The sequence below is a fragment of the Micromonospora andamanensis genome (assembly GCF_016863495.1).
GTDB lineage: Bacteria > Actinomycetota > Actinomycetes > Mycobacteriales > Micromonosporaceae > Micromonospora > Micromonospora andamanensis.
Window position 1 is genome coordinate 1 of sequence record NZ_BOOZ01000084.1, and the last position, 13,059, is coordinate 13,059.

Consider the following 13,059-nt stretch of genomic DNA (forward strand, 5'->3'; position numbering starts at 1 on the left):
GGGGATGTTGCTGCCTGGCCGGTGGCCTGACACAGCAGTATCCCCGATGTTGTCGCATCCCCGGGGTGGGGTGGGGATGACGAAGGGCCGACCCCCGGTGGGGTCGGCCCTTCGTGGTGTTCGGTTGGTCAGGAGGTGGCGTAGCCGCGGGTGGCGATCCAGTTGGCCAGGTCCTTGGTGCTCAGCCAGTAGGAGGCCTGGTTCGGGTCGGCCGAGTCGGCGATCTTCACCTGCTCGCCACCGTCCCGGTAGCCGACGACGCTGATGTAGTGGCCACCCTCGAAGCTGTGCGCGGTGCCGTCGGTGTCGGTGGCGGTCCCGGCGATGTTGGCCACGACGGCCCGGCCGGCGTCCACCGTGCGGATGACGTCCTCGCGCAGCTTGTCAGCCTGCTTGGTGTCGGCCTTGGCACCGGCGATCTCGACGGACCGGTAGACGTCCTTGCCGGTCTCCTTGTTAAGGATCGGGGTGATGTCGTTGATGGAGTTGGTGCCGGCCTCGGTGGTGCCCATGCGCTCCGCCATGTCGTGCTGGTCGATGTTCTTGCCCTGCACGCTCAGGGCGTTGCGGGTGGCGGCGGGGCCGCAGTAGTAGAAGGTGTCCTGGGCCTGGTAGCGCACGTCGAGCTGACGCTCGCCGCCGGGCTTGCGCTCGGTCTGCACCTGCACGACCGGCTTGGTCGCGGGGGCGGCCTGGGCGGCGATGGCGGGGCCGGCGATGCCACCGGCGGTGGCGGCGGCTGCGGCGATGGTCAGGGCGGTCTTACGCAGGATGGTGGTAGCCATGGTTTCGCACCTTTCGGTCGGGGGTGCGCGCGGCGGTGCCCGCGTCGGGGGATGCGGGTGGGGCCGTGCGGGAAAGGGGAGACGTGCTACGACGTTCGGTGCTCGGGGTGTAACGCCGGGTGGCTCGGGGCCATTCCGGGGGCCTGACGGGGAGGCGCATCGCCCGGGTGGGTGTAACGCCCGGTCGCTCGGGGCCATTCCGGGGGGCCCTCGCGTGGGAGCTCAGGCGGTGTGTCGGAGGGTGTAACGCCCGGCGGTGGGGGGTCATTCCGGCCGGGGAGCAGCGCCCGGGAGGCGTACTCGGTTACGCCATGTACAACCACCGGGCGGGGCCCGCGATTCCGCCGCCAGGGTGACGCCGGTCACCGCAAAACGGGCATAGCGGACAGGTGGGTGTCGGCCGCCTTCACCCCGCCCGGGTGGCCGTGGGGCGGGGCGTTTTCGGGTGGGGCGAAGGGGAAAGCCGGGCGGGCAGGAGACCACCACCGAGGGGAGAGGTCCGTGCGGTTGCAGGGCCGGTCCATCGCCACCCGCGAGCGCCTGTCTCCGGTCGCCGGGGCACCGCTGTGGTGTGACGCGCTTGAATTCGGACTTCGGGGCGATGGCGTGACGAACGACCAGCCGGCGCTGGCCGCACTTGTCGACCGACTGGGTGAGGGGTACGCCGCCGACGGCCGGGCGCGTGTCATCTACTGCCCGCCGGGGATCTACTCGATCCGGGACGCGGGCACGGTCTGGCGCAGCGGGGTGTCACTTATCGGTGCGGGGCCGGGAGCGACCCGGTTCGTGCTGAGCAACGAGGGCAACCGGGCCGACCCGACGCCGCTCGCCTACTGGACCACCGTGCAGCACGGTGCCGACCGGGACCACCACATCGCCGACTGCACCTTCGCCGACTTCGAGATCGACGGCTCGGGCGTGGCCATGGCGGAGTACAGCTATCTGGCCAAGGGGCTCGGCCTGCAGTACGTCGTGCGCGGCGTCTTCCGCAATCTCTACATCCATCACACAGGTGCCACCGGACTGGGTTGCGACTTCCTTCAGGACAGCCTGATCGACGGCGTGGTGGTGGTCGGTTGCGGGCGACTGGACAACGGTGAGGAGTGGGGCGGCGCGGGCATCGGCATCGGCGTCGGCGGCTGGGGTGCGGTGGAGCGTTGCACCATCAGCAACTGCACCACCCTCGGCAACGGCACCAACGGGATCTTCCTCGAGTTGCAGAAGCCGTACTGGACGCCGCCGCGTGGTTACCGCATCATCGGCTGTCACAGCCAGGCCAACCGCTTCGGCATCTCCGACTGGGGCGCCGACGGGCTTATCGTCTCCGCCTGCACGCTCACCGGGAACCTGGAGGCCGGCTTCGACGTCTCCGCAAACGGTACGGCGGGCATCGCCGGCCGAGGCGGCATCCTCAGCGACTGCGTGATCGACCGCAACGTCCGCGACGGCATCAGCATGGGTAACACCCCCGGGCCGTACACGATCCGGGGCAATCGGATCAGCGGCAACGGGTGGTACGGGTACCACCAGCACGATCTGGGCACCGGCTACGAGGGCCCGGCGTCGGACGTGGTGATCGACAGCAACGAGTTCTGGGACAACGGGCTGGACGGGATCCGGGTGGACCGGCCGATGATCGACGCGGCGGTGACGAACAACCGGATCCGCAGCAACGGGCGGCAGTGCGCCCCGGCGGCCACCGGCTCAGGTGAATCGGTGCGGTACGCCAGACGTGCCGTGTCCGACCGAGCGGCGGTGTGGCAGCCCGACGGGCACCGGGGAAAGCTGCTTCGGGTGGGATCCCGGCAGGCGCTCGTGGTCGGCAACACCGAGATGGAGCTGGACCTGGCCGATCTGCGGCCGGACGCGGCGATCGCCTGGAACGAGGACGTACCGCCACCCGGCGCGAGCTACGAGTTGCCGGCGGCGGCACCGGTACGGGCCGGGATCGTGGTGAACGCCCACCTCGAGTCCGCGACGGTGCGCGGCAACCGGATCTGGGACAGCCGCGAGGACCGGACGCAGAGTTACGGACTGTGGATCAGCGATCAGGGTGTGTGCGTCTCGTGCCGGGTCGAGGACAACGACCTCGCCGGCAACGCCGAGGGGGCGCTGCGCCTGGATCGCCAACCGGTCGGCGGCCGTTGGGACCGCAACCACGCCGAAGTGGACTGACTGACGCTTCAGCCGGCCTCGTCGGCCGGGGCGACCGAGTTGGCCTCCGCGTGCCTGTCGCGCAGCCGGGCCCGGATCTCCTCCGGGGTGTACGCGCGCCGCCGTCGTTCGGCCCGGGCGATCACCACGCCGGAGGCCGCGACTCCGGCCAGACCGGCCAACCCGAGAACCTTCCACCACCGCATCCGTTGCCGCATCCGCTTAGGGTAGTCCGCTATGAGCATCAGCCTGGACGAGGCGGTGGAGCTGACCCGTACCGGCGATCTGTGGGTCTTCCGTGGCCGCAGCGTGCCCGATCGGGCCATTCAGTTGACCACCAACAGCCCGGTCAACCATGTGGGCATGGCGGTGGTGCTTGACGACATGCCACCGCTGATGTGGCACGCCGAGCTGGGCCGGTCGCTGCCGGACCTGTGGACCGGCACCCACCAGCGTGGGGTGCAGCTGCACGACCTGCGGGACGCGGTATGCGTCTGGGCAAACCGGTACGGTCAGCGTGGCTGGCTGCGGCAGCTGGAGCCGCCCGCCGACGCGGAGATGGAGCGGTCGGTGCTGCGCACCATCGCCCGGCTGGACGGCACGCCGTTCCCGTCCACCGCCCAGTTGGCCTGGCGATGGTTGCGGGGCCGGGTTCCGTCGCCCCGGCTCCCACTGCCGGCATCGCGGCGTCGCGGCCCGGCGGCGCGGGACCTGGACCTGGAGACCGCGTACTGCGCGGAGGTCGTCGCGGTCACCTACGAGGCGATGGGTCTGCTGCCGGCCGGCCGGCGTCCGAACTGGTACGACCCGGGTCGGTTCTGGAGCGGCGACGACCTGGGACTGCACGGCGGCGCACGGTTGGGCAGCGAGATCGAGGTGCGGATCCCGCCGCGTTGAGGTTTCGGCGGGGTGCGCGCCGGCAATTGCTTGCGCTGTGACAGCTTCCACCGATCTCAACACGCTCACCGGCTTCTTCGACAGGTACGGCGTGGCGCTGACCGCCGGCGACCTGCCGGCGATCGCCGGTTGTTACGCCCTGCCCGGGCTGGTGGTGGCCGACACCTACAGCTTCTCGTTCAACTCGCCGGCCGCCGTCGCGCTGTCCTTCGTGGGTGCCGCGCCGGACTACACCGAGCGTGAACTGGTCGCGGCGCATGCCGACATCGAGCAGGTGCAGCAGGTCTCCGCGCTGCTCGTGGAGGTGGCGGTGCGCTGGGAGTTCCTGGACAGCCAGGGCCGGCAGGTGCCCGGTGAGCGCTACCGCTACCTGCTGCGCAGCACCGGGGAGGGGCCGGCGATCTGCACTGTCGTGCGGACGGGCTGAGCCACCGGTACGGCCGCGGTCGTCAACAGGTCAGGTACGGGACGTCGTAACGTCCAGGTGCGCCGGGCGGGACGGTTGGCTTCGGCACCTGCCCGTTTCGCGTCCCGGCCCGCGTGACTAGGCTGGCGCGTCGGCGACGACGAGTGGGGACCTCAATGTCAGTGCGGCCGTCCGGTGATGCCAACGACGATGCCACAGGTGACCAGTACGGCGACGGCAACCGTGCCGCCACAGGTGACCAGAACGACGATGCCGCCGACGTCCGTGACGATGACGCCGCCGGTGCGCATCCCCTGTCCAGAATGATTTCGTCCGCCCCCTGGGTGGTGGTGCTTGTCGGTGTCGCGGTGCTGGCGGTGCTGCTGGTGGTCGCGCTGTTGTCGTTCCGTGGTCCCGAGCGTCCGGTGGCCTGGTCGCCGGGTCCGTCGATCACCCTGCCGAGCGCAGCGGGGGAGAGCGCCGAGTCAGCGCCGACGGCACGTTCGACCACCTCGACCGGCCCCTCCGGGTCGGCCGGTCCCACGTCCTCGGCCACCCCGTCCGGCTCACCCACGCAGTCCGTCGGAACGCCGGCCCGACCTGTCGATCCGTCGCGTAGCGGAGCGCCCGCGCGACCGGAGGCCAGTCGGTCGGCGACTGCCTCCGCACCGGCGGCACCGGCCGACGGTGGTGGGGCGGTCACCGCCAGCTACCAGGTGCAGGACAGTGGCGGCGCGGACTACTTCGAGGCTCAACTGGTGGTCCGCAACGGCACCGGGCGGTCCAGTGACTGGCAGGTGGAGTTGCGCTTCACCGGCGGCGTCACCGGCATCCGGGCCTCCAGCGGCCCGGGTGTCTCGGTGACCATCAGAGGCAGCGGCTGGTATGTGCTCAGCGGAACCGGTGCACTCTCGGCCGGAGCACAGCAGTCGGTGCAACTGCGTTTCACGCGCACCGGGGGCGGGGAGTACCCGGCACAGTGCACGGTCAACGGAACATCCTGCGGGATCGGCTGAATCGACTGTCAGGACAGTTGGTCATTCGTCGGGCACTTTTCGACGTCGCTGAAGATCGTTACGCTTGCCGGGCTGCCCGCTGAGGAGAGACATGTCCGGTATGCGTCCCGCGCCCCGTCAGTTTCCGCCGCACGGCTCCACCGCTGTGGCTTCCTCGCCGTGGATCCTGGTCTCGATCGGGGTCGTCATCATGGTGGTGCTGCTGATCATCGCGGCCGGCGCGTACCGGGGCCCCGGGCCGGACTTCCAGCCGGTGCCACCGGGGCAGCCGCCGGTCGCCGCCGCGCCGATACCCGAACGCGCCTCATCGGCGGGCCGGGAGGCGTCGGTGCCGCCGTCGCTGGCGGTACCGGGGCTCTCCCCGCGTCGGACCAACCCGCCGAGCCCCACAGCCACGACGCCGGCACCGCCGGCCGCCGCGCCGTCCCGTACGACGGCACCGCCCTCGCCCGCCCCGCCGCCCCCCGCCCCGATCGACGCGCGCTATCAGGTCTTGCAGACGTTTCAGGGCGGCTTCATCGCCGAGGTGCTGATCCGCAACACCTCCCGGGGCGATCAGGCGTGGGTGGCGCGGGTGGAGTATCCGGGCGGGCGGGTGGTCACCGCCTGGCTGGAAGGTGTTCCACAGGGGACGTTCAGCGGTGCTGGTGGGACGCTCACCTACCACAGCGGTCCGGAACTGGCGGCGGGTTCATCGGTGTACCTGCGCTTCCACATCGAGTCGGCCGATCCCCGGCCAGCGAGCTGTCGCGTCTCGGGCCGGGCCTGCCGCGGCCTCTAGGCCCGCGCCTTTCGCAAATGTCTGCTGTGTTGCAGGCTTGTTTGCAAGGTATTGCAGAATCTTTCGGCAAGGGCTAGCGTGCGGGCCAATCAGCGACCAGAGGAAGGCCGTCGATGAAACCCCCGCCGACACCGCGAAAAATCCTGCTCGCCCTCGTCTTCCTGCTCTCCGTCACCCTGGGCGGCACACCGGTGGCGGTGGCCCCCGCCGCCGCTGCCGGCCGGTCCGCCGTCACCGGGCCACCGAGCGCCACCGGCGCCGTCACCTGGCACCGCGAACCCTCCACCGCCACCCTGCTCGACGCCGGCCGCCGCCAGGGCCGGGCCGAGCAGTTCTACTTCGTGCTGCCTGACCGGTTCGCCAACGGCGATCCGCGCAACGACCGGGGCGGCCTGGCCGGCGACCGGCTGCGCACCGGGTACGACCCCACGGACAAGGGGTTCTACCAGGGCGGCGACCTCAAGGGACTCACCGAGCGACTCGACTACATCGAGGGACTTGGCACCACCGCCATCTGGCTCGCCCCGGTCTTCAAGAACCGGCCTGTGCAGGGCGAGGGTGACGACGTGTCGGCCGGCTACCACGGCTACTGGATCACCGACTTCACCCAGGTCGACCCGCACTTCGGTAGCCCGGCCGACCTGAAGAAGCTGGTCCAGCTCGCCCACCGGCGCGGTATCAAGGTCTACCTCGACGTCATCGTCAACCACACCGCCGACGTCATCGCCTACGAAGAGGACACGAACACCTACGTCGACAAGGCGACAGCGCCCTACCGCGACGCGCAGGGTCGGCCGTTCGAGGACCGCAACTACGCCGACGGCAGCCGGGACTTCCCGAAGGTCGACGGCGACTCCTTCCCGTACACCCCGGCCTTCGAGAGCCGGGCCGACGCGAAGGCCAAGGTTCCGGCGTGGCTGAACGATCCGACCATGTACCACAACCGTGGTGACTCGACGTTCGTCGGAGAGAACAGCGAGTACGGCGACTTCTTCGGCCTCGACGACCTGTGGACCGAGCGGCCCGAGGTGGTCCGGGGCATGACCAAGATCTACGCCGACTGGGTGCGGTCCACCGGGGTCGACGGCTTCCGGCTGGACACGGTCAAGCACGTCAACATGGACTTCTGGCCGCAGTTCAGCCAGGGCGTGCAGCAGGCCGCGACCCGGGCCGGCAAGAAGGACTTCTTCATGTTCGGCGAGGTGTACAGCGCGGACCCGGAGATCGCCTCCAGTTACGTGCGGCAGGGTGGCCTGCCCGCCACGCTGGACTTCGGCTTCCAGGAGGCGGCGCGCGGCTACACCGCCAACGACGGATCAGCAAAGGCGTTGGCCGATCTCTACGCCCGCGACGACCTCTACACCGCCCGGGACACCCACGCCGGCCGGCTGACCACCTTCCTCGGCAATCACGACATGGGTCGGATCGGCTCGTTCATCGCCAACGGGCCCACCGACGCAGCCACCCACCTGCGGCGGGACCAGCTCGCCCACGAGCTGATGTTCCTCACCCGGGGCCAGCCGGTGATCTACTCCGGCGACGAGCAGGGCTTCACCGGCGCCGGCGGCGACAAGGACGCCCGACAGCCGATGTTCGCCTCGCGCACCGCGGACTACCTCGACGACGATCTGCTCGGCACCGACCGCACCCACGCGGTCGACCAGTTCGACCGGACGCACCCGCTCTACCGCACCATTGCCGAGCTGGGTCGGCTGCGCCAGGCACACCCGGCGCTGCGCGACGGCGTTCAGGTGACCCGGTACGCCGCCGACGGGCCCGGCGTTTTCGCCGCCTCCCGGTTCGATCCGGACAACCGCACCGAGTACCTGGTGGCGGTCAACAACGCCCCGACCGCGCAGACTGTCACCGTGGACACCTGGTCGGCCGGCGCCACCTTCACCGGCATTCACGGCGCCACCACCCGACAGGTGGCCGCCGGCGACGGCAAGCTGACCCTGACCGTGCCGCCACTGTCGGCGGTGGTGCACCGGGCGGACAAGCCGGTAGCGCTGCCCGACGCCGGGCCGGACATCACCATCACCGCTCCGGAGGGTTCGCCGGCCACCCGCGCCGAGGTGACCGCCCAGGTCACCGGCGACCCGTTGGCGCGGGTCACGATGGCGGCCCGGGTGGCCGGCGGGAAGTGGACGCTGCTCGGCTCCGCCCACCACGCGCCGTACACAGTGCACCATGACCTGACCGGCCTGGCCGCCGGCACGACAATCGAGTACAAGGCGGTGGTCCGTGACGGTCGGGGCCGCACCGCGTCCACCCGCTCCACCGCCACCGTCGGCACCCCGGACCAGGCCGGCTCGTCGCGGGACTGGCTGGTGGTCCACCATCAACGTCCCGACGGCGACTACGCCGACTGGGGGCTGTACGCCTGGGGTGACATCGACCCGGAGTACGCCACCGAGTGGCCGCAGGGACAGCCGTTCGCGGGCACCGACGCGTACGGTCGGTTCGCCTGGGTGAAGCTCAAGCCCGGAGCGAAGAGCGTCGGTTTCCTGGTGGTCGACGCCGACGGCAACAAGGACGTCGACAACGACCGGACCGTGGACGTGACGCAGACCGGCGAGGTCTGGGTCAAGCAGGGCGACCCGTCGACGTACCAGACCCGGGAGGAGGCAGCCGGCGGACCCGCACCGCCTGTGGAGGAGGGCGTGGCGGTCATCCACTACCACCGACCCGACGGCGACTACGACGGCTGGGGCCTGCACCTGTGGGACGGCGCCGCCAACCCCACCGACTGGGCGAAGCCGATGCCGCCGACCCGGACCGACTCGTTCGGTGCCGAGTTCCGGGTGCCGCTGGCCGACGGCGCGACAGGGCTCAGCTACATCATCCACCGTGGCGACGAGAAGGACCTGCCGCAGGACCAGCGGCTCGACTTCGCCGACGCCGGCCGGGAGGTCTGGTTGCTCGCCGCGACACCGGGCCGGCTGCTGCCGGCCACGGCCACCGGCACCGGCAGGGATACCGACATCGGCAAGCAGCGGGCGCACTGGATCGACAGGTCCACGGTGGCCTGGCGCGCCGGCCCCACCGACGGTCGGGCGTACGCCCTGGTGACCGCGCCGGCCGGCGGGGTCCGCGTGGTCGACGGCGAGCTGGTCGGGACGTACACCTCGTTGCCGTTGACCGCGCAGCGCAACGGGCTCACCGAGGCCCAGCGCGCGGCCTTCCCGCACCTGTGGGACCACCGGGCCTTCACGCTGGACCGGCGGGACCTGGCCAAGGTGCCGGCGGCGCTGCGCGGGCAACTGCTGGTGACTGAGCGGGTCGCCGACGGCACCCTGCTCGGGGCCACAGGTGTGCAACTGCCCGGCGTGCTCGACGACGTGTACGCGCCGGCCACCTCCGCCCGCCTCGGCGCCACGATCACCGGTGGTGTGCCGACCCTGTCGGTCTGGGCGCCGACGGCCCGGACGGTGTCGCTGGAGCTGTACGACTCACCGACTGCCACCGCGCGGCCGGTGGCGATGCGCCGCGACGACCGCACCGGCGTCTGGTCGGTACGCGGGCAGCGGTCCTGGAGCGGCAAGTACTACCGCTACCGGGTACAGGCGTGGCAACCGGCGACCCAGCAGCTGGTCACCGCCTCGGTCACCGACCCGTACTCGGTGGCCCTGGCGGCGGACTCCACGCACAGCCAGATCGTCGACCTGACCGACCCGACGCTCGCCCCGGCGGGTTGGGCGCGGCTGCGCAAGCCGGCTGCGGTGCCCTCGGCCAAGGTGCAGATCTCCGAGCTGTCGGTGCGGGACTTCTCCATCGCCGACGACACCGTGTCGGCGCAGCGGCGGGGCACCTACCTCGCCTTCACCGACCCGGCCACCGCCGGTATGCGGCATCTGAAGGCGATAAGCGACGCTGGAGTGACCCACCTGCACCTGTTGCCGGCGTTCGACTTCGCCACCATCCCCGAGCGCCGGGCTGACCAGCGGCAGCCGGACTGTGACCTGGCGGCCCTGCCGCCGGACTCGGAGCAGCAGCAGGACTGCGTGGCCGCGGTGAAGGAGACCGACGGCTACAACTGGGGGTACGACCCGCTGCACTACACAGTCCCCGAGGGCGGGTACGCGGTCGACCCGCAGGGCGCCCGGCGCACCACCGAGTTCCGGCAGATGGTGGCCGGGGTCAACGACGCGGGCCTGCGGGTGGTGATGGACGTGGTCTACAACCACACCTCGGCGGCCGGCACCGACCCGAAGTCGGTGCTGGACCAGATCGTCCCCGGCTACTACCACCGGCTGCTCGACGACGGCACGGTGGCCACCTCCACCTGCTGCGCGAACACCGCGCCCGAGCACGCCATGATGGGCAAGCTGGTGGTGGACTCACTTGTCACCTGGGCGAAGGAGTACAAGGTCGACGGGTTCCGTTTCGACCTGATGGGTCACCACCCGAAGGCGAACATCCTGGCCGTACGCAAGGCGCTGGACAAGCTGACGGTGGCCCGTGACGGGGTGGACGGGAAGAACATCCTGCTCTACGGCGAGGGTTGGAACTTCGGCGAGGTGGCCGACGACGCCCGCTTCGTGCAGGCGACGCAGGCCAACATGGCGGGGACCGGGATCGGCACGTTCAACGACCGGCTGCGCGACGCGGTACGCGGCGGCGGCCCGTTCGACGAGAACCCGCGCCGCCAGGGCTTCGCCTCCGGGCTCTTCACCGACCCCAACGGCGATCCGGTGAACGGCTCGGCCGCCGAGCAACGGGCCCGGCTGCTGCTCCAGCACGACCTGATCAAGGTGGGGCTGACCGGCAACCTGCGTGGCTACCGCTTCACCGACTCGTCGGGGCGGGCGGTGACAGGCGCGCAGGTCGACTACAACGGTTCGCCGGCCGGCTACACCGCGGCGCCCGGGGAAGCGGTCACCTACGTCGACGCGCACGACAACGAGATCCTGTACGACGCGCTGGCGTACAAGCTGCCGCAGGCCACCTCGGCGACGGATCGGGCCCGGATGCAGGTGCTGGCCCTGAGCACCGTGGTGATGGGCCAGGGTGCCGGTTTCGTCACCACCGGCACCGAGCGGCTGCGGTCCAAGTCGCTGGACCGTAACTCGTACAACTCGGGTGACTGGTTCAACCAGATCCGGTGGGACTGCGGTCAGGGCAACGGCTTCGGCATCGGGCTGCCGCCGGCCGAGGACAACCGGGACAAGTGGCCGTACGCGAAGCCGCTGCTCGCCGATCCGAAGCTGGTGCCGGACTGCGCGGCTGTGGAGCTGACCGACGCCCGCTACGCCGAACTGCTGCGGATCCGGGCCTCGTCGCCGGTCTTCGGGCTGCCCACCGCGAAGCAGGTGCAGCAGCGGGTCGCCTTCCCGCTGTCCGGTGTGGACGAGACACCCGGGGTGCTCACCATGACCCTCGACGCCCGTGGGCTCGGTGGGGCGTGGAAGTCGGTGACTGTGGTCTTCAACGCCACTGCGGAGACCGCCACCCCGCGGGTGACCGGGCTACGCGGGGCGGACGTGACGCTGCACCCGGTGCTGCGTTCCTCGGCCGACCCGGTGCTGCGTACGGCCGCCTTCGACAGGTCCAGCGGCACGTTCACCGTACCGGCGCGCAGCGTGGCGGTCTTCGTCCAGCGGTAGCGGAGCGTCGGCGGGCGCGAGTTGCCGCAACCGGAGGCAGCGCGTGCTGCGTGGCTCGGGTTGCGGCAACTCGCGCCTTCCCGTCGACGTATGGGCCCGACTCGCCGCAAGGCGTGACCGGCCCGGTACCACGACGGCGGCCCCGCCGGGTCTGGTCCGAGGACCGGTCCCGACGGGGCCGCTTTTGTGTGCCTGCGTGTGTCCGTGTCTCGTCAGCCGAAGCAGATGTTGACGGGGACGGTGCCGGCGCAGTTGGTGGGTCGGTTTCCGGTGATCACGGTGTGTGGGTCGGCGGTGATGCCGGTGGGGTTGCCGTTCAAGATGCCGCCTGCGCCACCGGGTGCGGCGACGAGGGCGGTGTTGTTGACGATCTTGGTGGTGGTCAGGTTGATGATCCCGGTAGCGGCGTTGCTGATGCCGCCGCCGTTGGTGGCCTGGTTGCCGCTGACCTCGGTGTTACGGAGGACGACGGTGGAAGCCGGGCCGTTGAGGATGCCGCCGCCGCCACCGAGGCCGGGGACGTTGACGCCGTTTGTGACGTTTCCGGTGATCTTGCTGTCTTCGATGGTGGTGGTGCTGCCCACGGTGGTGGCGAGGCCGCCGCCGCCGAGGGTGGCGCCGTTGTTGGCCAGGTTGATGTGTCGCAGGGTGGTGCGGGCGCCGAGGGTGGTGAGGATGCCGCCGCCGGCGAGGGCGGCGTTGTTGTTGGTGATCTCGGCGTAGTGGATGTCGACGATGCCGCCGACGATGCCGGTGGCGGTGTTGGCGATGGCGCCGCCGCCGCCGACGGCGCGGTTGCCGCGCAGTTCGACCTTGTAGGCCTGGGTGGTGCCGATCGGGCCGTTGTTGATGGCGCCGCCGCCGAGCCCGGCGCTGTTGTTCAGGAACCGGGATTCCTTGATCTTGAGCAGGCCGAAGTTGTTGATGGCGCCGCCGGCGACCGCGGAGATGTTGCGTTCCAGGGTCGTCTTCTCCATCTCGACGGTGCCGAGGTTGTTGATCGCTCCGCCAGCGGCCAGGCCGGTGGTGGAGTTGTTGACCAGGTGGCTCTCCTTGAGCCGGACGGTGCCACCGGCGGCGACGTTGATCGCTCCGCCGCCCGGGGCGGGTGCCTGGCCGCCCGTGAGGGTGACGCCTTCCAGGCGCAGGTCGCCGCCGTTGGCGACGGTGAAGATCCGGAACTGCGCGGTGGTGCCGGCAGCCCGGGCGATCTTCGACTTGTCGCCCTTGATGGTGATCGGCTGGGTGATCGGCGGCAGGCCGTCGCTGGGCGTGCTGTTGGTCAGGGAGTAGGTGCACTCCCGGGCCAGCTTCAGCGTGGCGCCGTGTTCGGCGTTGGCGACCTTGATCGCCGCGATCAACGCCGCCGGGTCACACGGAACCTCCTTCGCCCGACCATAACCATCCTCAGCAC

General features: G+C 70.7%; 10 protein-coding genes. 6 read left to right on the forward strand and 4 right to left on the reverse strand.

What is annotated here, in order from left to right; translation table 11 throughout:
* Positions 1 to 128: 128 nt before the first annotated feature.
* A complete protein-coding gene (locus Van01_RS31945; RefSeq protein WP_204015572.1) occupies positions 129 to 785 on the reverse strand; it encodes a C39 family peptidase in 657 nt (218 codons plus the stop codon).
* Positions 786 to 1,286: 501 nt separating this feature from the next.
* On the opposite strand from Van01_RS31945, the gene Van01_RS31950 reads away from it, so the two are divergent.
* On the forward strand, positions 1,287 to 2,960 hold the full coding sequence (locus tag Van01_RS31950) for a right-handed parallel beta-helix repeat-containing protein (protein ID WP_204015573.1): 1,674 nt from the start codon (positions 1,287 to 1,289) through the stop codon (positions 2,958 to 2,960).
* Positions 2,961 to 2,968: 8 nt separating this feature from the next.
* Here Van01_RS31950 and Van01_RS31955 read toward each other — a convergent pair whose 3' ends face one another.
* Positions 2,969 to 3,157 (reverse strand): hypothetical protein, encoded by a 189-nt coding sequence (locus tag Van01_RS31955; RefSeq protein ID WP_199172444.1) that lies wholly within the window; start codon positions 3,155 to 3,157, stop codon positions 2,969 to 2,971.
* 19 nt (positions 3,158 to 3,176) lie between these two features.
* Here Van01_RS31955 and Van01_RS31960 point away from each other — a divergent pair, with 19 nt between their 5' ends.
* Positions 3,177 to 3,836: a hypothetical protein gene (locus Van01_RS31960; RefSeq protein ID WP_204015575.1), complete on the forward strand. Its 660-nt coding sequence runs from the start codon at positions 3,177 to 3,179 to the stop codon at positions 3,834 to 3,836.
* A 37-nt stretch (positions 3,837 to 3,873) separates the two neighbouring features.
* Positions 3,874 to 4,263 carry a DUF6841 family protein gene (locus tag Van01_RS31965; RefSeq protein ID WP_204015577.1) on the forward strand — a complete coding sequence of 130 codons (390 nt, stop codon included), beginning with the start codon at positions 3,874 to 3,876 and terminating at the stop codon, positions 4,261 to 4,263.
* Between the two features lie 158 nt (positions 4,264 to 4,421).
* On the opposite strand, the gene Van01_RS33610 is transcribed toward Van01_RS31965, so the two are convergent.
* Entirely contained in the window at positions 4,422 to 4,553 is a 132-nt protein-coding gene (locus Van01_RS33610; RefSeq protein ID WP_275410427.1) for a hypothetical protein, read from the reverse strand.
* Positions 4,554 to 4,565: 12 nt separating this feature from the next.
* On the opposite strand from Van01_RS33610, the gene Van01_RS31970 reads away from it, so the two are divergent.
* From Van01_RS31970 to pulA, 3 genes are all read left to right on the forward strand, one after another.
* Positions 4,566 to 5,258: a hypothetical protein gene (locus Van01_RS31970; RefSeq protein ID WP_204015579.1), complete on the forward strand. Its 693-nt coding sequence runs from the start codon at positions 4,566 to 4,568 to the stop codon at positions 5,256 to 5,258.
* 91 nt (positions 5,259 to 5,349) lie between these two features.
* A complete protein-coding gene (locus Van01_RS31975; RefSeq protein WP_239099421.1) occupies positions 5,350 to 6,039 on the forward strand; it encodes a cellulose binding domain-containing protein in 690 nt (229 codons plus the stop codon).
* A gap of 113 nt (positions 6,040 to 6,152) precedes the next feature.
* Positions 6,153 to 11,645, forward strand: coding sequence for a pullulanase-type alpha-1,6-glucosidase (gene pulA, locus Van01_RS31980; protein ID WP_204015580.1), 5,493 nt, complete (start codon positions 6,153 to 6,155; stop codon positions 11,643 to 11,645).
* A 212-nt stretch (positions 11,646 to 11,857) separates the two neighbouring features.
* Here pulA and Van01_RS31985 read toward each other — a convergent pair.
* Positions 11,858 to 13,059 (reverse strand): right-handed parallel beta-helix repeat-containing protein (locus tag Van01_RS31985; RefSeq protein ID WP_204015582.1); only part of this gene is annotated, 1,202 nt, incomplete at its 5' end.

Excerpts from the sequence above, each read along its gene's own strand:
- Van01_RS31945 (WP_204015572.1), bottom strand. The coding sequence starts at position 785 with ATGGCTACCACCATCCTGCGTAAGACCGCCCTGACCATCGCCGCAGCC.
- Van01_RS31955 (WP_199172444.1), bottom strand. The coding sequence starts at position 3,157 with ATGCGGCAACGGATGCGGTGGTGGAAGGTTCTCGGGTTGGCCGGTCTG.
- Van01_RS31960 (WP_204015575.1), top strand. The coding sequence starts at position 3,177 with ATGAGCATCAGCCTGGACGAGGCGGTGGAGCTGACCCGTACCGGCGAT.
- Van01_RS33610 (WP_275410427.1), bottom strand. The coding sequence starts at position 4,553 with ATGCGCACCGGCGGCGTCATCGTCACGGACGTCGGCGGCATCGTCGTT.
- Van01_RS31970 (WP_204015579.1), top strand. The coding sequence starts at position 4,566 with ATGATTTCGTCCGCCCCCTGGGTGGTGGTGCTTGTCGGTGTCGCGGTG.
- Van01_RS31975 (WP_239099421.1), top strand. The coding sequence starts at position 5,350 with ATGTCCGGTATGCGTCCCGCGCCCCGTCAGTTTCCGCCGCACGGCTCC.
- pulA (WP_204015580.1), top strand. The coding sequence starts at position 6,153 with ATGAAACCCCCGCCGACACCGCGAAAAATCCTGCTCGCCCTCGTCTTC.